The organism is Lentzea sp. NPDC059081 (genome assembly GCF_042738015.1).
Taxonomy (GTDB): domain Bacteria; phylum Actinomycetota; class Actinomycetes; order Mycobacteriales; family Pseudonocardiaceae; genus Lentzea.
Window position 1 is genome coordinate 25102 of the sequence record NZ_JBHYGW010000044.1, and the last position, 22802, is coordinate 47903.

The window sequence follows — 22802 nt, forward strand, 5'->3', positions numbered from 1 at the left end:
ATCGCGCTTGATTTCCCGACGGGGAGTTGGAATAGTTCCCGACAGAGCGTCGGGATCAGGGAGGCCAGCATGTTCATCGCGACCAACCGGATGTTCGTGAACCCGGACATGTCCGAGGAGTTCGAGCGCTACTTCCGCGGCAACATGCGCACCCACCTCCCCGGAGTCCCCGGCCTCCTGCGCAGCACGCTGCTCAAGCCGACCCAGGACGACCAGCCCTACGTCTCCGTCAACGAGTTCGAGTCGGAGGACGCCTTCCGCGCCTGGGTCGCGTCCGACGCGTTCCGCGAGGCGCACAAGGGCCACCGCACGATCGCACGGCTGGTGACGGGCAACGAGCCCGAACGGTTCACGCACGCGGAGGACATGGTCCTCCCCCGCCAGCGCACGGAGTAGACCCGCCTCAGAGGGTCGGCAGCAGCGCCTTCATCCGGTTGATCTCGTCGGACTGCGTGGCCACCACGTCGTCCGCCATCTCCTCGACCTGGACGTTGTTGCCGGCCCCGCGCACGTCCGTCGCCATCTTGATCGCACCCTCGTGGTGCTTGATCATCAGCTCCAGGAACATCCGGTCGAAGTCCTTGCCGCGCGCGGCACCCAGGGCGGTCAACTGGTCCTGCGTCGCCATGCCGGGCATCGAGCCGTGGTCGCCGTGGGAGCCCACGAGGTTGTTCATCCGCTGCCACTGCTTCATGGCGCCGATCTCGGGCTCCTGGCTGTAGCGGATGCGGTCCGCCAGCCCCTTCACCGTCGCGTTCTCGGCGCGGTCCGGGGCGAACCTCGTCATGGCCAGCGCCTGCTCGTGGTGCGCGATCATCATCGACACGTAGTCGCGGTCGGCGTCGTTGGGCGGGGGCGGGACGGCACGGCTCGCGTCCGAGGCCGCGATGGTGGGCGCCGAGCCGCCGGGAGTGTCCGGCGCGATGACCGGCGCCTGTTCCGGCTCCGACGAACAGCCTGCCAACAGGGCGAACGCCGCCACGACCACGACCAACCCAGAACGCATGCTTCGGACAATACAGTTCACCAGGCGTGATCCGGTGCCTACCGACTGAGACAGAACCCTCCGAAAGAAGCTGGCCTTTAGCAAGGCGAAAGGGTCATACTCCCCCTCACCAACCCGTAATGAGGGGGTAAAGCAGTGACTTCACGCGCAACGGCCCGGCGGCGCAGAGCGCCGTTGGCGGTTCTGGGGGCGCTCGCGCTGACGCTGTCGACGTTGACCGCGCCTGCGCACGCCGAGCCCGACCTGCCGTCCGACGGCAGCGGGCTGTCCGAGGCCCAACTCGAGGCGCAGGCGGAAGCGGTCAACGGTCTCCCGGGGGTCGACGAGATCTCCCGCAGCCGCAACATGGTCCCGGTCGCCCACCTGGACAAGCAGGCTCCGCTCGACTCGACGCAGACCGACATCGCGTTCCAGGACAACTACGCGTTCGTCGGCAACTACAACGGGTTCGTCATCTACGACGTCCGCAACCCGAAGAAGCCGACGATCAAGGCGCAGGTCCTCTGCCCGGGATCGCAGAACGACATCTCGGTGTACGGGAACCTGCTGTTCCTGTCGACGGACTCGTCGCGCAACGACAACTCCTGCAACAGCGTCTCCCAGCCGGCGACCGAGAAGTCGTCCTGGGAAGGCATCAAGGTCTTCGACATCAGCGACAAGAGCGCGCCGCGCTACGTCGCCGCCGTCGAGACCGACTGCGGCTCGCACACCCACACGATGGTGCCCGCCAAGGACAAGAAGAGCGTCTACCTCTACGTCTCGTCCTACTCGCCGAGCGCCACGTTCCCTGACTGCCAGCCGCCGCACGACAAGATCTCGATCGTCAAGGTTCCCGTGAAGAACCCGGCGTCGGCGTCGCTGATCAAGGCTCCGGTGCTCTTCCCGGACGGCGCGAACCCCGGCGTCCCCGGCACGATCGAGACCGGCTACACCTCGGCCACCACCGGTTGCCACGACATCACCGTCTACCCGCAGCTCGACCTCGCGGCCGGCGCGTGCATGGGTGACGGCGTCCTCTGGGACATCACCGACCGCGAGAACCTGGTCGAGATCAACCGGGTCCAGGACGACGCGCACTTCGCGTTCTGGCACTCCGCGACGTTCAACAACAGCGGCACCAAGGTCGTCTTCACCGACGAGCTCGGTGGCGGTGGCGCGGCGACGTGCAACGAGAAGATCGGCCCGAACCGCGGTGCCAACGGCATCTACGACATCGTGGGCAAGGGCAAGAACCGCAAGCTGGTCTTCAAGTCCTACTACAAGATCCCGCGCATGCAGGGCGACACCGAGAACTGCGTCGCGCACAACGGGTCGCTGATCCCGGTGCCCGGCAAGGACATCATGGTGCAGTCCTGGTACCAGGGCGGCATCTCGGTGTGGGACTTCACCAACTCGGCCAAGCCGCGTGAGATCGGCTTCTTCGAGCGCGGCCCGATGGCGAACGGCGCCGGCGGCGGTACGTGGTCCACGTACTGGTACAACGGCTACATCTACTCCTCGGAGATGGGCCGCGGCTTCGACGTCATCGACATGCGCGACCCGCGGACGTTCGTGGCGAAGCTCTTCCGCACGGACGAGCTGAACGTGCAGACCCAGGGCAACTTCTACCGCGGGTAGGAGCTCCCACCCAGATCAGTTTCCACGCAGATCAGCGCGGCTGCCGGCGTTCGGCAGCCGCGCTGATCGCTGTCAGGACCAGGGTGACGGCGACGCCGCCGAAGACCGCCCAGACCGGCGAGCCCACGTCCATCGCCCACGCGACGACGACCGCGGTGAGCCCGTACCCCGCACCGGTCACCGAGTACATCAACGACAGCCCCGGCGCGTGCGCGCCGACCGGCAGCCGTTCGCGCAACGCCAGGCTCCGCGTCACGAGCACGCCCGACTGGAACAGCCCGGCCGCCAGCAGCGCGCCCGTGATGCCCGGCAGGTTGGGGAACAACGCCACCGCGCCGACGCACGTCGCCGTGAGCACCAGCAGCACCAGCCCCTGCGTGCGGAACGTGCCCGGCCACGGCTTCAGCCCGTACAGCACCGCCCCCAGCGCGCTGCACGCCGCGAACCCGGTGAGCAGCGGCCCGGTCCAGCCGACGCCGATCCCCCGGTGCTCCAGCAGCGCGGGCAGCACGAGCTCCGCGACCGCCAGCTGCGCCAGTGCCGCCGCGCTCACCAGGTAGATCGGCCACGCCGACGTCACGACGCTCACCTTCGCCGTGCCGCGCCGGGACGTCACGTGCCCGCGCGGCAGGATGAACACCAGCCACGCCGCCACGACGACCAGGCTGACCGACACCACGACGGGCGCCCGCCGGTCGACGCTCAACGCCAGCACGGTGACGAGCGCGGGCGCCACCGCCCACACCACCTGCGTGATCATGGCGTCGAAGCCCATCGCCTTGGGCACCAACGCGTCCGGCACCAGCCCGAGCAGCATCGCCCGCAGCCCGCCCGGCGTCGTCGACGGCCCGGCACCCGCGATGAACGCCGCGATGACCAGCACCGTCACGTTCGTCGTGAGCGCCAGCGTCGTGAACGCGACCGCGCCGACGACCAGCCCGACCGACAGCTGCCCGCGCATCCGGGACGGGTCGAGGAACAGCCCGAGCAGCGCGGCGCCGAGGATCTCCCCCAGCACGTAGACGGCCACCAGCGACGCGGCCAGCACGTACCCGCCGGGCAGTCCCCTGGTCAGGAACACCATCATCAGCGGCGTCATCGACATCGGTAACTTGGCGGCGACGGTGACGACGGCGCACGCGAGCACGTCCCGGTTCGCGAGGTCGCGGTACCCGGCAGCGGAGATCGTCATCTACTCGCCCAGCTCCTGGAACAGCGTCAGCTGCAGCCCGGCCGGTGCTTCCAGCCGGGCGTTCAGCGAGTTCCACGGCGTCCGGGTGGGCTCCGCGACGACCTCTGCCCCCGCCGCCTCCAGGGTGCGGGTCACGCCGGCGGAGTCGGTGACCTCGAACGCGACCCGGATGTGCCCGGCGACCCGCTTGCCGACCTCGACGTCGTCGATGAACTCGGCGTGCGGCCGGTCGGCGAGCTCCAGCGTCGCCCTGCCCGCCTCGAGGATCGTGACCCGCCCGCCGTCGGAGGCGAACGCCGCCCGTTGCTCGAGGCCGAGGACGTCTCGGTAGAAACGCAGGGCTTCTTCGTAGTCGTCGGCGGTGACGACCAGGCGGAGCTCACGGACACCGGTCATGGTGACGATCATTTCACTCCGCGTGTCAGAACGAGGAGAAGACGCGGAAGTGCCTCAGACCTCGACCCGCTCCGCCGCTCCCACCAGCCTGGTCGCGACCACCAGCACCAGCGCGATCCCCGCCGTGACGTGGATCGGCGCGGGTCCGAACGTCGCCGCGAGCACCGCCACCGACCCGGCCGGCAGCAGGTACTTCCGGATCCCGTCCTGGCCGGGGCAGTCCTGCACGTACCAGGCGCACAGCAGGAACACGGCCAGCGGCACGGTCGTGAACGCGGCCACGGTCGTGCCCGGCGCGTGCGAGAGGTGCAGGTCGTAGTCGACGGACGCGGCGAGCCCGGCGCCCAGCGCGGCGATCGAGCCGAGGATGAGCAGGTGCGCGTAGCCCCACAGGAACGCCTTGCGCAGGTTGTGCAGGTGCGTCGGCGCCTCGAAGTAGATCCACCACACCGAGAACACGATCACCAGTGACGCCGCGGCGAGCGAGATCAGGTTGACGCCGCTGTCGAAGCCCTTCTGGAACGCCAGGGTGGCGGCCAGGATCGACTCGCCGAGCACGATCAGCGTGAAGAGGCCGTGCCGTTCGGCGATGTGGTGCGGGTGCCAGGTCGTGGCCGACGCGCGCTCAGCCCACAGCGGCACCAGCAGCTCACCGATCATGAAGACGACCCAGAGCGGGATCGCCAGCGACGGCGGCGCCACCACGACCCACAGCACCCAGAGAACCTGCATGACGCCGATGCCGATGGCGTACCGCTGCGTGCACGCCCGGTGCTCCGGGTTGTCCCGCGACGCGCGCAGCCAGTGCGCCACCATCGCGAGCCGGATCACGACATAGCCGCCGACGACCACGCGGTAGTCGTCGTGCTCGAAGACGCGCGGGATGCCGGCCGCGATCACGAGCACGCCCGCGATCTGCACCATCGTGATGATCCGGTAGAGCGTGTCGTCGTTGTCGAACGCGCTGGCGAACCACGTGAAGTTCAGCCAGGGCAACCACAACGCGAAGAACGCCATGCAGAACGCGAGCACGCCGTGGCCGATGTGGTTCTCGACCACGGCGTGGTGCAACGAGGCGGCGGCCTGCGCGACCGCCACCACGAAGCTCAGGTCGAACAACAGCTCCAACGGCGTCGCGACCCGGTGGGCCTCCGCCGTGTCGCGCGCGAGGAGCTTCCTGATCATCCAGGCACCACCATGATCCTTGATTCGCTGAGGTCCAGTGCGACCTGCGTGCCGGGCTGGAACGCCGCCGCCTGGTTGGACGGCTGGTCGACCCGCAGGACCTGCTCGCCCACTCTGACAGAGATCCGCGTGACCGGCCCGAGGAACGACTGGGTGAGCACGTCACCGACGATCCTGCCCTGCGCGCCGTCGTGCGCCGCGACCCCGATGTCCTCCGGCCGCACGATCACCCGCACGTCGCTGCCGGACGGCTGGTCGTGCGTCGCGGGCAGCGACACGCCGTTGATCACGACGGTCTGCCCCTCCGCCTTGGCCTCCACCGAGTTCGTGACGCCGACGAACTGCGCCACGAACGCCGTCGCGGGCTGCCGGTACACCACGGACGGCGCGTCGAGCTGCTCCAGCCGGCCGTGCGACATGACACCGACCCGGTCGGAGACGGCGAGCGCCTCCTCCTGGTCGTGCGTGACGAACAGCGTCGTCATGCCGAGCTCCGTCTGGATGCGGCGGATCTCGTCGCGCAGGGTCACGCGGACCTTGGCGTCCAACGCGGACAGCGGTTCGTCGAGCAGCAGCACGCGCGGCTGGATCGCGAGAGCACGCGCCAGCGCGACGCGTTGCTGCTGACCGCCCGACATCTGGTGCGGGTAGCGGCCGCCCAGGTGGGCGAGCCCGACCAGTTCGAGCAGCTCGCCCGCCTTCTTGGCGTCCGCCTTGCGCATCTTCAGGCCGAACGCGACGTTCTGCGCCGCGGTCATGTTCGGGAAGAGGCTGTACGCCTGGAAGACCATGCCCATGTCCCGCTTGTTGGCCGGGACCTTCGTGATGTCCTTGCCGCCCACCGTGACCGTGCCGGAGTCGGCGGTCTCGAAGCCCGCGACGATGCGCAGCGCCGTCGTCTTGCCGCAGCCCGACGGGCCGAGCAGCGACACCAGTTCGCCTTCGGCCAGCTCGAGGTCGAGCCCGTCCAGCGCAGCGTTGCCGCCGAAGGACTTCCTCAGCCCCGTGAGTTCCAGATGACCCATGTCTGATTACTCCTCGACCACGGTCTGACGGCGACGCTGGCCGACGTAGGAAAGTGCGAACAAGAGGACGAACGCGAACAGCAGGCACAGCAACGACACCGCGATGGACACACCCGCGTTGCGCTTGCCGAGCAGGTTGACCTGCACCTGCAACGTGTCGAAGTTGAGCAGCGACGCGATGGTGAACTCGCCGAGCACCAACGCCACGGACAACAGCGACGCACCGATGAGCGCGACGCGGATGTTCGGCACGACGACCTTCCACAGCACCGTGAACCACGACGCGCCGAGGCTGCGCGCGGCTTCGGCCAGCGTCTTCAGGTCGATGGCGGACAGTCCGGCGTCGACCGCGCGGTAGGCGAACGGCAGCACCAGGATCGTGTAGGCGAACGTCAACGTCAGCGGCGAGTCGCCGAGGAAGTAGTTCACCCACGCGTACAACGGCGCCATGCCGACCACCAGCACGATCGCGGGAATCGCGAGCGGCAGCAGGCACAGGAACTCGACGAGCCGCTGCAGCTGGGGCAGCCGCAGCCGGATCCACGCCATCGTCGGCACGAGCAGCACCAGCATCAGCACCGCGCTCGTGACCGACAGCAGCAGCGAGTTGACGAGCGCCTCCATCAGGCCGTCGTCGTCGACGATGGACGTCCACGACTCGAGGCTGCGGGTGTTGTTCCTGCCCCGCGTGGAGAACTCCGCCATCGCGATCAGCGGCAGCAGGAAGTAGACGCCGAGGACCAGCAGGACGACCGTGCGCAGGACGCGCTGCTTCACTAGCGAACCCACTTGGCCACCCTCTTCTGCAGCAGCACGTTCACGCCCATCGCGATGCTGACCACGACCACCATGCCGAGGCCGAGCGCCTTGCCGAGGTTCTCCTGGCCGAGCACGACCTCACCGGTGAGGAACCCGCGGATCTGCAGCGGCACGATCGGGCTGCCCTGCGAGACGAGCGCGGCGGCCGTGGCGTAGGCGCTGAAGGCGTTGGCGAACAACAACAGCAGCGCGCCGAGGAACGGCGGCAGCAGGATCGGCCCGCCGACGTGCCGCCAGTACGTCCAGCTCGTGCCGCCGAGGCTCGCGTTCGCCTCGCGCCACTGCGGACGGAGCCCGTCGAGCGCCGGCAGGAACACGATGACCATCAACGGGATCTGGAAGAACGTGTAGACGAGCGTCAGTCCGGGCAGCTCGAACAGCCACGCGCTGCCCGCGAAGAGGTCGATGCCGACGTTGTCGCGCAGGAACTTCGTGACGAGACCTTCGAAGCCCACCGTCGCGAGGAACGCGAACGCGAGCGGCACGCCACCGAACTGCGCGAGCACGCCACTTCCGGCGACGACGACCCGGCGCAGCATGCCGTCCGGGTTGCCGACCGCGACCGCCCAGGTGAGCAGCGCGCCGAAGATCGCGCCGATCACCGCCGTGAGCGCGGAGAGCTCGATGCTGCGCACGAAGGCGTCGAAGACGACCCCGGTGAACAGGGTCGTGAGGTTGTCGAGCGTCAGCGCGCCGTTCGAGTCCTGGAAGGCACCGAACAGCACGAGGACCGTGGGGTAGACGAGGAAGACCCCGACGAACGCGAGGAACGGCACCGCGACGAGCCAGGCGGCCGCAGACGGCCGACCGGCGGCCCCACCCTTGATCTTGGTGGAACCGCCGGGCGTCGTCGCTACGGGAGCGACACTCGTCATCCGATGGCCTGAGCCCAGGTCGCGGTCAGGACGGCCTTGGCCTTGTCGGCCTGCGCCTGCGTCTGGAACACCTGCTTGCCGTCGGTCTTGGGCAGCTTGTCCTTGGCGGCCTTGTCCGCCTTGTCGCCCATCTTGTCCAGGCGGACCGGGCGCGACATGCCCTTCAGGTAGAGGTTCTGGCCCTCGTCGGAGTAGAGGAACTCCTGCCACAGGCGCGCGGCCGCGGGGTGCGGCGCGTCCTTGCTGATGGCCTGGTTGTAGTAGCCGCCGATCTGGGCCTCGGCCGGCACGACGACCTTCCAGTCGAGCTTGCCCTGCAGCTTCGCGGTCTGCGCGGCGTTGGTGTAGTCCCAGTCGATGACGACCGGCGTCTGCCCGGACTCGATCGTCGCGGGCGACGGGTCGACCGGCTGGAAGTTGCCGGCGGCCTTGAGCTGCTTGAAGAACTCGACACCGGGAGCGATGTCGTCGGCGGACCCGCCGTTGCCCAGCGCCGCCATGACGACACCGGAGAACGCGGCACCGGCCTGCGTCGGGTCGCCGTTGAGCGCGACCTTGCCCTTGTACTCGGGCTTGAGCAGGTCCTTCACGCTCGCCGGCGCCGGCACCTTCGCGGCGTCGTAGCCGATCGACATGAAGCCGCCGTAGTCGCCGTAGTAGGCACCGTCCGCGTCCTTGAGCTCCGCGGCGATGTCGTCCCAGGTGCTGACCTTGTAGGGGGCGAACAGGTCCTTGTTGGCCAGCGCCACGTTCAGCCCGAGGTCGAACACGTCGGGCGCGCGGTCGTTGCCCTTGAGCTGCTTGGCGGCGTTGATCTCCTCCTGGCTCGACGCGTCCGGCTGCGCCGAGTCGACCTTGATGCCGTACTTCGCCTCGAACGCCTTGATGATCTCGCCGTAGTTCGCCCAGTCCGGGGGCAGCGCGATGACGTTGAGCTTGCCCTCCTTCTTGGCGGCCTCGACCAGCTTGTCCATGCCGCCGAGCTCGCTCGCCGACTTGGCGGTCCCGGCGGCACCGGTCTGCGTCTCCTTGGCGGGCGGGGCGCCACAGGCTGCCATCGCCAGCACCAACGCGCCGACACCGATGAGTTTCGTGGTGACGTTCCCTCGCTTCAGCACAGGCGGAGGATTCGCGCGGGAAGCTTTCGTTGTCAAGCCAGCCGCGCCGGTTGAGACCTTCTCGACTCCAACCGTGAATTCTTGGCGCCCTGGGGGTTGCGGCTGGATGCTTTCCGAGCTTCGCTCAGGTGTTGCGCGCCGATCCCGGTACCGGGACCGACGCGGACGAGCGCGGTGGTCAGATGCCGTCGCTTGTGGACGAACTCCTCCGCTCACGAGGCCCGGCGCGCCGAGCACACCGCCGACCCGCCCCACCGCGCCCCGTACAGCAACCCCGGCAGCAGCCGCCGGAACCGCAGGTGCACGTCCCCCGCCCGGTCCACCGCCTGCTGCATCCCGCCCGGCTCCCCGTCCGACCGCATCAGCACCCCGTCGAACGTGCGCACGATCCGCTTGCCGTCGTGCTCGAACCGCACGCGCAGGTCGAACAGGTCGCACGGCCGGTCGGGCACGTGCAGCACGCACGGGTGCATGGCGTCGCGGCTCTGCAACCGGTAGCGCAGAGCGAAGTCGTGCGTCTCGCCGCGTGCCAGCGGCGTGGCCGGGACGAGGGTGAACACCGGGCGGTCCAGGCTCCGGTCGCGCAACGTGCCGCCGTACAGCAGATGCACGTCCACGTCCCGACGGCGCACCGGGAACACGGAGGCGAACTCCAGCGAGTCCACCCCGTCCTGGTCGACGACGACCTGGTAGCGCTCCAGCACCTCCGGCTGCCCCTGGTCCAGGGTGACCGCCACGGACAGCTCCGCGGTGTGCCAGCCGCCGACGTCACGCCGGGTGGTCGTCGCGGCGAGCTCGGCCAGCTGGTCCACCGCCTCGTCGACGCGGCGGCGCACGGTGCGGGCGTCGCGGTCGATCACGGTCGCCACCCAGCCGACACGTTCCTGGTAGAGCGGGTGCCTGGCCTCGGAGGTGAGCCCGAACGCCGCCCGCGCCGGCAGCTGCAGGTCCTCCGGCAGCTGCTCGACCAGCTCGGTCAGCCTCGTGACGAGCTTCTGCTTCGCGGCGACCGACCCGTCGGCCCCGGTGATCCCGCAGGCCACGGCCAGCGCGGGGCCGATCTTGTCCACGATCCGTCCCGCGTGCACGCCCCGCCCCTTGCGCAACGTCTTCAGCTCCCGGACCAGGTTCGTCGTCATCTCCGCTCTCCTCCCCTTGCGTCCTCACGTGCGGCGGAGGCAGGTTGCGTGGGCCGTGTGGACGAGAAGTGGACACGCCGTGGATCGCTCACACGTGGTCCGGTCGCAGGACCATCCGTGCGACCGATGAGGCCAGCGCGATGCCCAGCCGCACCCCGTCCCCGCCGAGGAACACCCGCGACGTGCCGATGCGCTCCAGCACCTGCCGGTCGACGACACCGAGCCCGAACGCGACCACCTCCGGCCGCGCCGGCGACTCCGCGAGCCGCTCCAACGCCCGCGGCCAGTCCTGGTCCGTCGCCCGCCCGTCGGAGACGAAGAACAGCACCGGCCGCCGCACCCCGATCTCATCCGCTTTGAGCTCCGCCACGTCGCGCTCGACGAGAGAACGCACGAACGTGAACACCGCCCCGAAGTCCGACCCCGACTCCTGCCGGGGCACCACCGGCGGCGCCGCGTCGAGCGCAGGCGAGAGCGGCCGCAGGACCAGCGCCCTGTCCGCGAACACGACCACGCAGAGCCGGACCTCCGCCGCGGCGCGCCGATCCGCGTGCACGACCCCGCGGAACTCACGTATCCCCGCGTTCACCTCGTCGACGTGGCCGGTCATCGAGAACGACACGTCGCACACCACGTAGCAGGGCAGCACGTCGGACACCATCTGTCTCCCCCTCGACACCTTGCGTGACTTCGGAGCACGGTCGCCCCCTCGCGTTGATCAAAGGTGGACAAAAAGCGGATACATCGACACGCGGAAGGGGTATCGCGCGACATTCCACCCAGACAGGAGTGGACATCGAGGAGGTCGGCGTGGAGTTCCGGATGCTGGGTCCGTTGGAGGCGTGGCACGAGCAAGCCCCGGTGTCCTTGGGAGACCAGCAACAACGCTTCATCCTCGTCGTGCTCCTGTTGCACGCGAACAGGCCCGTGTCACCCGAACGCATCACCGAGATCGTGTGGCCGGAGCAGCCCGAACGCCGCACGCTCGTCCGCGGGTACATCAACAAGCTGCGCAAGGCTTTCGAGTCCACCGGCACGTCGATCGAAACGACGGCGACCGGGTACGTGCTGCGCGTCGACGAGGACGACATCGACACGGTCCGCTTCGACCGGTTGCGCGAGGAAGCCGCTTTGGCCGTGGTGAACAACGACAAGCGGGGTGCCATCGAACTGCTGCGCGAGGCGGTGGTGTTGTGGCGCGGCCGGTTCATCGAGGACATCGACATCGACAGGGTCGGCGGCGCCGAGGTGTTCCTGCCCGACGACAGCTACCGGGACGCGCTCGGTGATCTGGCGGAGTTGGAGCTCGTCACCGGGGACTACCGGTCGGCGCGGGACCGGATGCGCCGTGCTGTCCGCACCAGCCCGGACAACCAGAAGTACGCCGAACTGCTGATGCGCGCGTTGATCGCCTGCGGCGACAGGGCCGGTGCGATCAGGATCTTCGACTCCGCGTCGGATGCGCTCGCCGAGTTCGGCATCGAACCGGGAACCGTGCTGCGCAACCTCGCTGAACGCGCCCGGCGCGGCGAACCGGTCAGCTCGCTTCCGTCCCGGCCCGGCGCGTTCACCGGCAGGGCGGACGAGCTCGGAGCGATCGAGTCGGCGGCCTCCGGAGCGGGCGAGCGCCGCGCGATGTGGATCAGCGGTGCGCCCGGCGTCGGCAAGTCGAGCCTGGCCGTCGAGTCCGCGCACCGGCTCCGCGGCAGGTTCCCGGACGGGCAGATCATGGTGCGGCTCAACGGGTTCACCCCTAACGTCGCCAGGACGTCGATTTCGGACGCACTCACCCAGCTGCTCCTGGAGCACGGCGTGCCCGCTGAGCAGATCCCGGACACCGTCGGCCGCAAGGCCTCGCTCTTCCAGACCAGGCTCTACGGTACGAAGACACTCGTGGTGCTGGACAACGCCGCGTCCTCGGAGCAGGTCAGGCCGTTGCTGCCGGAGGCGGAGGGCTGCTTCGCGATCGTCACCAGCAGACACATGGGCGATCCGGACGTCGGCGCGCAGGTTCGGCTGTCCCCGCTGCCTCCGGACGAGGCGCTGGCGATGTTCCAGAGCTTGACCGACCCGTTCCGCATCCGGGGCAGGTCGGCCGACGTCGCCGGACTGGTCAAGCGCTGCGGTTACCTGCCGATGCCGATCAACGTCGCGGCCGCGCTGTTCCGGCGGCACGACCGGTGGTCGCTCGACCACCTGCTGGGCCTCATCGAGGAGAACGGCCCGTGGAGCGAGGACGGCACCACCGCGGTCCGAGTCTCCTACCTGCAGCTCGACGAACCACACCGCGCGGTGTTCCGGTTGTTCGGGCAGCTGCCCGGCCCGGACGTCGACGTCGTGGGAGCGGCCGCGCTCGCCGGGCTCGAAGTCGCGGCGACCCGTGAGCTGCTGGACGACCTGCACGAGGTCTGCCTGCTGGAAGAGGTCGCCCCCGACCGCTACCGCATGTTGGACTCGGTGAAGGAGTTCGCGGCGTCCGAACCCTCGGACGCGTCCGCGGCGCGCCTCCGCCTGCTCGACTTCTACCTCGTCACCCTCGCGAACGCGGTCGGGGCCGCGTACCCGTTCGACCGCGCCGGCCAGCCGTGCCCAGACCGGACGAGTCCGCTGGGCCTGCGGTTCGACGACCAGGGCGACGCCCTGGAGTGGATCAACGCCGAGCACGACAACCTCGCGGCCGCGATCCGGCACGCGGGTGAGCACGGGCTGGCCGGTCACGCGTGGCGGCTCGCCGTACTGGTCTGGCGGCACCACTACACCGCGAACCGGTTCAAGGACTGGGTCGAGGCCATGGAACTGGCCAGGAAGGTCCTCTCCGACGGGACGGACCTCTACGGCGAGGCGCACGTGCTGCTCCGCCTCGCCTCCGCGAACGACCGGCTGGGCAGGCACGCCGAGGCCCTGGAACTCGCCGAGCAAGCCCTGTCCCGGTGGCGCGACATCGGCGACGTGCGCGGCGAGGCGTCGAGCCTGTGCACTCTCGCGCTGTGCGCCATGCCGCTCGGCAGGCACCGCGAGGCGATCGCGCACTTCGAGTCCGCGCTGGAGAAGTACGAGGAGTGCGGTGACCTGCGCGGCCAGGCGCACGCGCTGGGCTCGCTCGGGTACCTGAACGAACAGCACCGCGAACACGATCTCGCCATGCGGCGCCACGGCGCGGCCGTGGAGATCCTCCGCGGGATCGGCCACCAGCGCGGTCTCGCCCACGAGCTCAACAACCTCGGCGCGAACCGGCAGCACCTGGGGATGCTGGACGAGGCCATCAGCGACCACGTCGAGGCGCACGAGATCGCGGTGGAGCTGGAGGACACCGTCGTGGCCGCCTACGCGCTGACCAACATCGCCGACGCGCACCGGTTGGCCGGGAGGCTTCCCGAGGCACGCCGCCACCACCGGCTCGCGTCCGAGGCCGCCCGTGGGGTCGACGACGCCGATCTGCACGCTCGTCTCTGCCGAGACCAGGCCGCCACCGCCAGCGACGGTGGCGACCGGCCGGGAGCGCTGAGGCTCTACCTGGAACTGCTCGACCTCGCGACCGGCACCGGCAACCGCACCCACCGCTCTCACGGCGAGATCGGTGTGGCACGGACGATGCACGCGCTCGGCCGGCACGCTGACGCGGTCGAGCACTGGCAGGCCGCGGAGGCGGTGTTCGCCGAGCTCGGCCAGCCGGAGGCGGAGGAGGTGCGGGCCGAACGGGCGACGTTGGCCTGCGCGTGCGGTCAACGGTGAGCAAGCAGGCGCTTGAGATCGGGGTAGACCTCCCGCACGGCACCGTGGTTGTGCCACCTGCCCAGGGTCCTGGCCAGCTGCCGCAGGTCGGCCCGCACCGTCGCGGAGTCGATGTGCGCCACGTCGTCCAGGGTGTCGGCGAGCGTGTGGCAGCTCTGCTCGATCTCACCCGACAACGCGTGGGCGAGTGACCGCCGTACCCCGAACCTGGCCCTGGTGCGGCGTGATCCGGCGGGCACCGACGTCAGCTGCCGGTCGAGCACCGCGGCTGCCTCGGCGTTGAGCCCGAGGTCCGACAACGCCCATCCCCGCGCCAGTTCGAGCGGATCGGGCGCGCTGGTGCCAAGTGCGGGATACGGACCAACCGGTGACGCGCACGCCATGAGCCGTGCGGCGCGGCCGAACGCGCTCTCGGTGGCGTGCCGGTCTCCGGCGAGAGCGTGCCCCTGCGCCTCCCGTCGTGCGGCGAGCGCGAGAACGCGCGAGCCGGCTCTGCCGATCCACTGCGCCTGCTGGGCCAGGCTGATCGTGCCCGCGGCGTCCTGCCGGTAGAGCGCGATGCCGGCCTCCCTGACGAACGCGTAGCTGGCGATGTCCGGGTCCCCCGCCGCACGCGACAGCTCCGAGGCCTGCCTGGTCCACCACACCGCGTTCTGCTCGTCACCGGCCTCCTGGCTCATCCAGCCCGTGTACTCGGCGATCCTGGCGGCCAGCAACAACAACCGGGTGCCGACGACGCCGGCGTTCTCCCGCGCGAGCGCGTGCACCGTGTGGTGCAGGGCTTTCAGCGGTTCGAGGACCACCGCCGGGCTGGTCCGCAGGCCGAGTTCGCGCAACTGCTCGAACGACGTGCGCATCCCCGCGATGACCTGCTCGTCCGGCACCGACCGCGCCCCGTTGCCCGCGAGCGCTCCGACCCCGAGCATCGTGCCCACCACCAACACCTGCCGGCGACCGAGCGCAGGCCCGCCGCACGCCGCTGCCTCGACCAGCCGCCCGCCGACGTCCAACACTCCGTCGCACAGCCGCGCCAAGGTCGGCGTCGGTGGTTTGAGGTCATTCTCGATCTTGCTGAGATATCCCTTGCTGTAATGGGTCAGCTTCGCCAGCTGCCCCATCGAGAGCCCTGCGGCGAGGCGGTGCGCACGCAGCAGCTCACCAAAAGTTTCAGCCACGACAGCCTCCTGGTCCGGCGTCCCGCGAGTACATCATCACAATCATCGCCACGCAATCGCCCCGGCCATTGTCACGAATGGCCGGGGCGAATTCGCGGCTACGTCAGTCGTGCCACGGGTTGCCGCCGCCGTCCTGCGTCTCGGTCGTGGTTGTCGTGGTGGGCGGCTTGGGCGGGTTCTCCTCGTCCGCGTTGGCCGCGACACCACCGGAAACGGAGGCGGCGACGGCGATGGCGGTCAGCAGCGTGGCGGCACCCGCCACGAAAGTGGACACGATTTTGGACATGGCGAATCCTCCGAAGGGATCGGATTTGAATTTCCGGATTTCGCCCGCTCCCGGCGGGCTCCCTTCGAGCATTCGTCGAGAAAAAGCGCGGAACCAGGTGTTTCCCGTTGCCCACCGAGGTGGTCAACACGTCCACTCCTCATCCACTTCCGGTCAACACCCGTGGTGAACACTCCGCGCACCCGGCCGCCGGCCGGGGAGTCATCAGGGAGGTTGAAGTGACCGAATCCGCGAGCTACGACATCGCCGTCTCGTTCGCAGAGGAGCAGCGCGCCGTGGCCGACGAGGTGGTGGAGGCGTGCCGCCAGCGGGGCCTGACCGTGTTGGAGGGCAACGACCTGCCCCAGGCCGAGGTGCGCTTCCTCGTGCCGTTCGTGTCGACCGCGGACGAGGTGCGGACCGACGACGAGCACGTCCTGCCGGTGCTGACCGGCGACGACCCGTCGTCGTCACCGCACCTGCACGCCGACGGGAACCTCGTCGACACCCTGGTGGCCCGCGTCGAGGCCGCCGAGACCGCGGGCCACGAGCGGGTGCTCGTCGCCGACCTGGTCGCCGCGCTCAAGCAGCCGGAGCCGGCCGCGGAACCCGAGCCCGAACCCGCGCAGCAGAACAACCCGCTGCGCGCCCTCGCCGAGCAGTTCGCGGCCGCGTCCCCCACGCTCGCCAAGCGGCTCTCCGGCAGCCTGCACCTGGACGGCACCACGGTCGCCGTGCGGGTCGAGCGCGAGGACAACACCGTCTACGCGGTCGAGACGCGCGACGACGACACGGTGAACTTCGTCGTCCTCGGCGGCACCACCGACCAGTTCTCCACGCTGTGGCAACGGATCGAGGACATGCTGTCCGCGTGACGGCTCGACGCGAAAGGGCGGTGCCCCCTCCCGGGGACACCGCCCTTCGCTCACTTCCTGGCCCGCTCGACCACTTCCTCCAGCCGCAACGGACTGGGCGGGTGGTGGCTCAGGCACAGCGGCGCCCGCATCCGCCGGAACCCGAAGGTGTCCCCGGTGACGTAGAACTGCCCGCGCTCCAGCCGGGAGATGTCCGCGACCGAGCTCCCCTTGGCCCGAGCCATCTCCGTGGCCGCCGCGATCTGCGCGGGACTGTTCAACCGCCCGAAGAACTGCGTGGTGGCGTTGCCGGTGATCTGGTTGTGCACACCCTTCGGCGCCTGCGTGGCGAGCAACAACCCGAGCCCGTACTTCCGCGCCTGCGACGCCAGCAGGATCGTCGTCTGCGTGGAGGCCGTGACCCCACCGGAAGGCGCGATCGTCTGCGCCTCGTCCATCACCATCAACCCACCGAGCGGCCGATCCGCCGCCGGGTTCCGCTTGATCCAGGCGAACACCTCGAGCTGCAGCTGGCTGATGAACCCCTGCCGCTGCTCGTCCGACGGCAACCCGACAAAACTGATCACCGAGATCCGCGCCTTCTTGCCAGCGGACGGCCGCAACAACACCCCGGGATCAGTCGGTTCCCCCTGGCCACCAAGCAAAGGATCGTTGACCATGGCCGCCCGCAACGTCTCCGCGAGATCAGCAGCGGTCGCCGTCGCCGAGCTCAGCCCGCTGACCCCGTCCGGCAGCTCCGCCAACAGGTCCACGAACCCGTGGAGATCCCGCCGATCGTTGCGCGCGTAGTGCTTCAACGCCTCCTTGAGCACAGCCCGCCCACGCACAGCGAACTTGGTCTCGTTGGCAATCCGGGCATGGGGCACCAACCGAGCCACCGCAGCCTCGATGGCCGCGACGAACTCGTCCTCATCCCCCCGAACCTCAGCGAAATCCGGCAAGGGGTGGAACACCAACGGCCGCCCACTGGCCCGCCCAGGCGTCCACACCACGACCTCGGTGCCGGCCAGGTAGGCAGCAGCCTTCTCCGCGTCCCCGTCCCGCCACTCCCCCGGCGGCTCGGGCCAGGCATCGCCAAGGCGCGCCAGGTCGTTGTTGGGATCCAGCACGATCGCCGAAACCCCTTGCAACGCACACTCTTCGACGATCCGGCGCAACAACACCGTCTTGCCACTACCGGACCCGGCGAACACGATCGCGTGCTTGCGCAACGACTCGAGCGCGATCCGGATCTCGCCGTCCATCCCGAGCACGATCTCCCTGGGCTTGGCCGGGTCCCCGGCGACCCGAGGCTGAGATTCCGGCACCGGCTGAGTCTCCGGCTCCGGCTGCTGACGTGGCGGTGAGGACTTCGGCCGCGGCGGCGGTCGCGTCTCCTGGTGCCCGCTCCTGGCCGCTGCCCGCGCCGGATCAGGCAGGATCTGCCGCAGGAAGGTGGTGTCGCTGGCGGGTTTGCGCGCGGCGAGCCACGCGAACAGCTGGTAGCTCTGCGCTGACCACATCTCCTTCAACGCGCCGAAAGTTCGCAGGTCGTCATCGGAGACGTTGATGCTCCTGCCACCGGCGCGCTCGAACTCCGCGAGCTCACCGCGGGTCTTCGCGCCGGTCCATCCCTTGGAGCCGTTGCGAATCAGGATCAGGTGGCGGCCCCGCACGTTCTCCGCCGCGGCACGGGCGTCCCGCAACCGGCGCAGCACGCGGTTGCCGTGGCTGCTCGCGATGAGCCGGAACACCCACCGCTCCTCGACGTCCTTCTCCTCGTCCACGGTGTGCCGCAGCCCTGCGTGCAGACTGTTGTCGTCCGATTGGGCTTCCGGGTGCCAGGTGAGGTCGTCGTTGCCGATCTCGGTGACCCAGGACCTCAGGCCGGCGAGCAGCAGCTCCGGCATGACCTCGTCCTCGTTGTGCGGTTTGACGTCCGCAGCCGCCAGGCTCGCCTCAGCACGCAGCCTCGCGAACTCGGCGTCGAGCTCGGCCAGGTCGTCTGGCGCTTGCCCAGCAGGTGCGACTGGAGCTCTCGCCACCACCTCCGCTGGGGGAGGCTGTTCGTCGAACGAACGCAGTTCCTTTATCTCACCGTGAAAGCAGCTTTCCGCGTGTGCGTGGATGCGTTTGAGCAGCTCGCGTGGAGTCATCGGCTGCCAGGTCGCGAACGCCTCGCGAGCAACGGGCCACGTCGGATGCGGTGGGGTGATGGCTTTGCGCTGGTAGATGACCCCGAGCCACTTCTCCACGAGCGCACGGGCGATTTCCGGGTCCATGATCGCGGCGAGGATCGGGGTCGTGGAGAAACGGTCTCCCACGGTGTCACTCGCGATGGACCCGAGCTTCACCCAGGTGTTCGGCAGGCAGGCCACGATCGTCAGCGTTCGCCGTGTCGTTTCGCGGAGCTGCATCAACCCGTCCGAGATGAGCGCGATCTCCTGTGCCAACTCGCTGTTCGACGTGTCCTCGTCGAAGTGGTCTTGGCTCTTGTTGACCAACGTGTCCAGTTGGTCGACCGCCACGACGCTGGGACCTGTGAGCGCCAGGATGCGCGAGATGTCCCGCACGAGGGTCTGCGGGCGCTTCGGTTTGCCCGGCAGACTCCAGTGCCGTCGCTCGTCCTGTGCGTCGTCGAGTCCTTCGAGGTAGGCACGGCCGATGTCCGCGTACTCGGAGGCGTAGAGCACCAGAGCTTTGATCGTGTCACCGCATTCGACCGCGACCCGGCCGTCCACCTGGCGAAGGCCGTTGAGCAACGCGCGAAGATCGTCGGGGATCAGCGGGGCCTCACCGACGATCGCACGAGTGGTCTCCTCCGAGGCACCCGCACGCTCACACAGTTGTTTCAGCAGCACGGTGATCTGGAGGTCGCCGACGTCGCTGGGCCTGAGCAGCTCACTGCGCATCGCGTCAGCGACGTCGTCCCAGAACATCTGGCCCGACGTGAGCTCGATCAGGAAGAAGTAGCCTCCTTCCCTCTGCACCATGCGGCGCACGGAGCCGAGCAGGTGGGTCTTCCCCACGCCCTTGCGCCCCTGCAGTGCGAGCCCGATGGGGCTCGGACCGGTGCTCGACTTGGCATCCGCGATTCCAGCGCTGATGCGGTGTTCCGCTCTCGGGTGCAGTCCGTCGACGTGCGAGGGCGAGGTCTGCCAGACGTCGTCCGGCGTCTCGGCGGAGTTGAACCGCAGTGCGGCCAACGCCTCCCTCAACCGCGCGGTCACGAACGTTCCTCGATCGCGATGAGGTGCAGGTCCTCACCACCGATCCGGACAGCCGCCGCACGGTCTTCGGAGGTGAGCATCTTCGTGTTCGAGTCCGGAGCCAGGTGGACCGTCCCGGTCTTCATCATCTCGAGCAGCGCGTCGTCCACCTCGCTCTTGTCGGCGCCGTTCAACCGGGTACGGATGCGAGCCAGCCGGATCCAGTCCTCCGGCGCGGTGGCCAGATCGCTGTAAGCAGAGCGGATCAACGACTCGAGGTCCCCTGAACGGAGCGCTTCGGCGAACAGTCCGCGCCTATGGAGAAACCCGACGATTCGTCGGAGCATCTCGGTGTGAGCCCTGGCCAGTGGGCCTGACTGGGTGGGCGCGTCTCCGCCGACGAGATCGTTCAAGCACCACGCGATGCCCCTGTCGGTGATCTCGTGCACCAGCTTGCCGCCCTCCTTCGAGGTCGACATCAACTCGTCGTCGTTCAGCGGTCCACGGACCTGCGGCGGAATCTTGATCTTGAACCGCTCGCCCAACTCCTTGTGCGAGATCGCGCGGTCTTCCAGCATCAGCTGCATCAATGCCGCCCGTGCCTGAGGGCTGTACGTCTCCGGCATCACGCCGCCTTTCAGTCTCTGTGTGTGAACGTGCTGATTCGTCGATCGACTCGGGTGAGGAGAGCGCCCAGCTCGTCACGCAAAGGCGCCGGCACCGCCGGACCGGTTCCATTGCGGTGGGACTTGCCGATCAGCAGCAGATCGGCGGACCGATCGCGCAGCGAGTCCATGTCCCCGTCGTCCAGCGCCCCGGCCATACCTCGCACCGTTTCCTCGAGAAGGGCGAACCTCCCCGCGTACGGCAGATGTCCTGGCAACTCCCGCAACGCCGCCTGAGCACTGCGCAGCGCTTCGAGATCGGGCTCGGTCTCCGGAGCGGGCGTCGCCTTGACGAGGTCGTGCAGCTCCCGCGCCACTCCCACGGGTCGTGCAGCCGGGTCGAACTCCAGATGCCTCAGGCTGCGCAGGAAACCGGGCAACCTCTCCCGGTCCGTTCCTCGGGTCAGCAGGCAGAACATCTGGCGCTGCGCACCGTCGGGCCCGAGCGTCCGCCGCACGAACCGTTCGGCCTCCGTCAGCTGCCACCGGCTCAGCTCGCCGTCGACCACGAGGCACAGGTGCTCTGCGGGATCACCGGTCCGTTCGAGGAACTCCGGGTCGCCCGACACGGACCTGTTCGCGGTCACGCCGAGCAGGTGAAGCTCGGTGATCAGCTCCGTGCTCGTGCGCCACAGCGTTCGCGGACTGGACACGAGCAGGTCCCAGTCGAAGTTGCGCCTCCGCGAGCGGGCCACCGCCACGTAGGCATCGCGGTTGTCGGCCAGCAGATCGGTCCGGTCGAATTGGTGCGCGATCACCGCGGCGACTGTCTCCAGCGCGAACGAGATCTGGTCCGGCGACGGAGGCCGCTCGGTCATCACCGGCAGCAGCTCGCCGAAGCTCCAGAAGGAGATGTACGGCACCGTCAGATGTCGCATCATCTGTTCCGGGGTGACGCCCTTGACCAGCCAGTTGCTGAACAACGGGGCGACGACACCAGTGCACTTCTGATGCCACTCCTCGGCCCGCTGATATTCCTGGCGGTTGTCGAGCCGCGACAGCACCGGCATCACCTGGTGACGTGGTCGGTCGTAAGGAAGGCGGTCCCTGGCCAGGTCCGCGAGACGGGCGATGTCCACCACCTCGTTCAGGTTCTGCTCGTTGGCGGTGAACACGACCACCAACCGGTCCGGCAGCTGCGCGGCACAGATGCCGGCGATGTCCGAGACCCCGGTGCGACTGTCGATCAGCACGAAGTCGTACTTGGCGATCCACTCCTCGCGGCGGTCCTCGAGGTACTCGGCGAACCCCTGTTCGTACAGGTCGGCCCAGTCGATCTCCTGCATCCGGTACGCGTAGTCGGCGTCCAGCTTGTTGCCGACGACCTTGCCCGCCGCCATCAGGTCGAGAACTCCACCGTCGACGTCCACGGAAACCGTGTGCGACCTGGGCATCTCAACTTTTCGGATGAAGTCGTGGGCGAGATCTACAACACCGCCGTCCGGCATCTGCGAAAGATGCGGCCGGAAGTAGAGGTGGAGGCCGGGTGCCTCCAGGTCCCAATCGACGGCGAGCACCCGGTAACCCCAGCGGGCGAGCAGCACCGCCGTGTTCGCCAGGGTGAAGCTGCGCCCGACTCCGCCTTTGTAGGAGTAGAACGTGATCACGGTTCCGGACATGGCTTGAACCTCGGCAAGGACGGACGTGGAGTCACGATCGGCTCGGGGAGTTCGACGATCGGCCAGTCTGGCTGCCAGTCAGGCACCTGGTGCGCCAGCTCGACCAGATCTCGTGCCAACTGCTTCACTTCTTTGTGGAACTGGAAGTAGTGCACGGTCTGCTGGTAGACCGGATCAGGATGCGCGAATTCCTTGAAGTCGTGGTATTTGCGCATCCTTTCCTCTTCCGGGAAGTTCTCCGAATCGGAGTAGAGGATGGGGTAGATCAGCCCCTGAGGGATCCTGGCGCTCGCGAAGCCGAGCATCTCCTCCCGCGCCCGCATGCTGTACAGCTCCGCCATGCACCAACCGGACGTGAAGTAGTGCGGCGTCATGACCTGGATCATGATCTTGCTGTGCCGCAGCGAGGTCTGGAGGTTGTGGGACCACTCCACGGCCCTGGGCATGTGGCGGTCCATGTAGACCCTCGGCGCGGGCGCGCATTCGTCGGCGAGGCAGTCCTTGAGCTTGTTGTAGAAGTGGTTCAACAACCATTTCTGGACACTGCCCTGACGGCTGTAGCTGATGAAGAAATCGAAGTCGTAGCCGGACACGGGAAACAACAGTAGAGGCGGTCAAGCCGCCATAAAAGACAAAAAAGTGGGCACTTTACGCCGTTCCGACCATTAACTGGACAAAAACTGGGCGACCCCGCGAACAGCGAGAAGCCCCCGATCATGTTCGATCGAGGGCTTCTCGGTGGAGTGGACGATACAGGGATTGAACCTGTGACCCCTACCGTGTCAAGGTAGTGCTCTCCCGCTGAGCTAATCGTCCGAGCGGATGACGAGACTCGAACTCGCGACCCTCACCTTGGCAAGGTGATGCGCTACCAACTGCGCTACATCCGCGTACATCACTGACTTCGTGAT

Annotated in this window: 20 protein-coding genes and 2 tRNA genes; 4 read left to right on the forward strand and 18 right to left on the reverse strand. The window is 68.5% G+C overall.

Annotated elements, in window-relative coordinates:
• The first annotated feature begins 69 nt into the window (after window positions 1–69).
• Window positions 70–396: an antibiotic biosynthesis monooxygenase family protein gene (locus ACFWV3_RS43150; RefSeq protein ID WP_382419774.1), complete on the forward strand. Its 327-nt coding sequence runs from the start codon at window positions 70–72 to the stop codon at window positions 394–396.
• A 7-nt stretch (window positions 397–403) separates the two neighbouring features.
• Here the strand turns inward: ACFWV3_RS43150 and ACFWV3_RS43155 are convergent, their stop codons facing one another.
• The gene (locus ACFWV3_RS43155; RefSeq protein WP_382419775.1) at window positions 404–1006 is read right to left on the reverse strand and encodes a DUF305 domain-containing protein; all 603 of its coding nucleotides are present in this window, start codon (window positions 1004–1006) and stop codon (window positions 404–406) included.
• Window positions 1007–1141: 135 nt separating this feature from the next.
• On the opposite strand from ACFWV3_RS43155, the gene ACFWV3_RS43160 reads away from it, so the two are divergent.
• Complete coding sequence (locus ACFWV3_RS43160) at window positions 1142–2623, forward strand: LVIVD repeat-containing protein (RefSeq protein WP_382419776.1); 1482 nt, start codon at window positions 1142–1144, stop codon at window positions 2621–2623.
• Between the two features lie 31 nt (window positions 2624–2654).
• Here the strand turns inward: ACFWV3_RS43160 and ACFWV3_RS43165 are convergent, their stop codons facing one another.
• The 9 genes from ACFWV3_RS43165 to ACFWV3_RS43205 all read right to left on the reverse strand — a co-directional run bounded on the left by ACFWV3_RS43165 (window position 2655) and on the right by ACFWV3_RS43205 (window position 11033).
• Entirely contained in the window at window positions 2655–3815 is a 1161-nt protein-coding gene (locus ACFWV3_RS43165; RefSeq protein ID WP_382419777.1) for an MFS transporter, read from the reverse strand.
• On the reverse strand, window positions 3816–4211 hold the full coding sequence (locus tag ACFWV3_RS43170) for a VOC family protein (RefSeq protein WP_382419778.1): 396 nt from the start codon (window positions 4209–4211) through the stop codon (window positions 3816–3818).
• A gap of 54 nt (window positions 4212–4265) precedes the next feature.
• Window positions 4266–5396, reverse strand: coding sequence for a low temperature requirement protein A (locus ACFWV3_RS43175; protein WP_382419779.1), 1131 nt, complete (start codon window positions 5394–5396; stop codon window positions 4266–4268).
• Window positions 5393–6421, reverse strand: coding sequence for an ABC transporter ATP-binding protein (locus ACFWV3_RS43180; RefSeq protein WP_382419780.1), 1029 nt, complete (start codon window positions 6419–6421; stop codon window positions 5393–5395). The genes ACFWV3_RS43175 and ACFWV3_RS43180 overlap by 4 nt, the downstream gene beginning before the upstream one ends.
• 6 nt (window positions 6422–6427) lie before the next feature.
• Window positions 6428–7210: an ABC transporter permease gene (locus tag ACFWV3_RS43185; RefSeq protein WP_382419781.1), complete on the reverse strand. Its 783-nt coding sequence runs from the start codon at window positions 7208–7210 to the stop codon at window positions 6428–6430.
• Entirely contained in the window at window positions 7198–8115 is a 918-nt protein-coding gene (locus ACFWV3_RS43190) for an ABC transporter permease (protein ID WP_382419782.1), read from the reverse strand. The genes ACFWV3_RS43185 and ACFWV3_RS43190 overlap by 13 nt, the downstream gene beginning before the upstream one ends.
• On the reverse strand, window positions 8112–9233 hold the full coding sequence (locus ACFWV3_RS43195) for an ABC transporter substrate-binding protein (RefSeq protein WP_382419783.1): 1122 nt from the start codon (window positions 9231–9233) through the stop codon (window positions 8112–8114). Before ACFWV3_RS43195 ends, ACFWV3_RS43190 begins: the two co-directional genes overlap by 4 nt.
• Window positions 9234–9445: 212 nt before the next feature.
• The gene (locus ACFWV3_RS43200) at window positions 9446–10372 is read right to left on the reverse strand and encodes a hypothetical protein (protein ID WP_382419784.1); all 927 of its coding nucleotides are present in this window, start codon (window positions 10370–10372) and stop codon (window positions 9446–9448) included.
• An 88-nt stretch (window positions 10373–10460) separates the two neighbouring features.
• On the reverse strand, window positions 10461–11033 hold the full coding sequence (locus ACFWV3_RS43205) for a hypothetical protein (RefSeq protein WP_382419785.1): 573 nt from the start codon (window positions 11031–11033) through the stop codon (window positions 10461–10463).
• Window positions 11034–11161: 128 nt separating this feature from the next.
• On the opposite strand from ACFWV3_RS43205, the gene ACFWV3_RS43210 reads away from it, so the two are divergent.
• Window positions 11162–14104 carry a tetratricopeptide repeat protein gene (locus ACFWV3_RS43210; RefSeq protein WP_382419786.1) on the forward strand — a complete coding sequence of 981 codons (2943 nt, stop codon included), beginning with the start codon at window positions 11162–11164 and terminating at the stop codon, window positions 14102–14104.
• Here the strand turns inward: ACFWV3_RS43210 and ACFWV3_RS43215 are convergent.
• Both ACFWV3_RS43215 and ACFWV3_RS43220 read right to left on the reverse strand, forming a co-directional pair.
• On the reverse strand, window positions 14095–15279 hold the full coding sequence (locus ACFWV3_RS43215) for a helix-turn-helix domain-containing protein (RefSeq protein ID WP_382419787.1): 1185 nt from the start codon (window positions 15277–15279) through the stop codon (window positions 14095–14097). The two genes, ACFWV3_RS43210 and ACFWV3_RS43215, sit on opposite strands and share 10 nt — an antisense overlap.
• Before the next feature lie 103 nt (window positions 15280–15382).
• A complete protein-coding gene (locus ACFWV3_RS43220; RefSeq protein WP_382419788.1) occupies window positions 15383–15565 on the reverse strand; it encodes a hypothetical protein in 183 nt (60 codons plus the stop codon).
• Window positions 15566–15783: 218 nt separating this feature from the next.
• On the opposite strand from ACFWV3_RS43220, the gene ACFWV3_RS43225 reads away from it, so the two are divergent.
• Window positions 15784–16419: a hypothetical protein gene (locus ACFWV3_RS43225; RefSeq protein WP_382419789.1), complete on the forward strand. Its 636-nt coding sequence runs from the start codon at window positions 15784–15786 to the stop codon at window positions 16417–16419.
• A 50-nt stretch (window positions 16420–16469) separates the two neighbouring features.
• Here the strand turns inward: ACFWV3_RS43225 and ACFWV3_RS43230 are convergent, their stop codons facing one another.
• The 6 genes from ACFWV3_RS43230 to ACFWV3_RS43255 form a co-directional block, all read right to left on the reverse strand.
• Window positions 16470–19628 (reverse strand): ATP-binding protein, encoded by a 3159-nt coding sequence (locus tag ACFWV3_RS43230; RefSeq protein WP_382419790.1) that lies wholly within the window; start codon window positions 19626–19628, stop codon window positions 16470–16472.
• Window positions 19625–20233: a hypothetical protein gene (locus tag ACFWV3_RS43235; protein WP_382419791.1), complete on the reverse strand. Its 609-nt coding sequence runs from the start codon at window positions 20231–20233 to the stop codon at window positions 19625–19627. Before ACFWV3_RS43235 ends, ACFWV3_RS43230 begins: the two co-directional genes overlap by 4 nt.
• Before the next feature lie 11 nt (window positions 20234–20244).
• Entirely contained in the window at window positions 20245–21891 is a 1647-nt protein-coding gene (locus tag ACFWV3_RS43240) for a KGGVGR-motif variant AAA ATPase (RefSeq protein WP_382419792.1), read from the reverse strand.
• Window positions 21876–22484, reverse strand: a complete 609-nt coding sequence (locus ACFWV3_RS43245) for a TIR domain-containing protein (RefSeq protein ID WP_382419793.1) — start codon at window positions 22482–22484, stop codon at window positions 21876–21878. The genes ACFWV3_RS43240 and ACFWV3_RS43245 overlap by 16 nt, the downstream gene beginning before the upstream one ends.
• A 151-nt stretch (window positions 22485–22635) precedes the next feature.
• A tRNA-Val gene (locus ACFWV3_RS43250) sits at window positions 22636–22707 on the reverse strand.
• A 1-nt stretch (window position 22708) separates the two neighbouring features.
• A tRNA-Gly gene (locus tag ACFWV3_RS43255) sits at window positions 22709–22781 on the reverse strand.
• Window positions 22782–22802 lie beyond the last annotated feature (21 nt).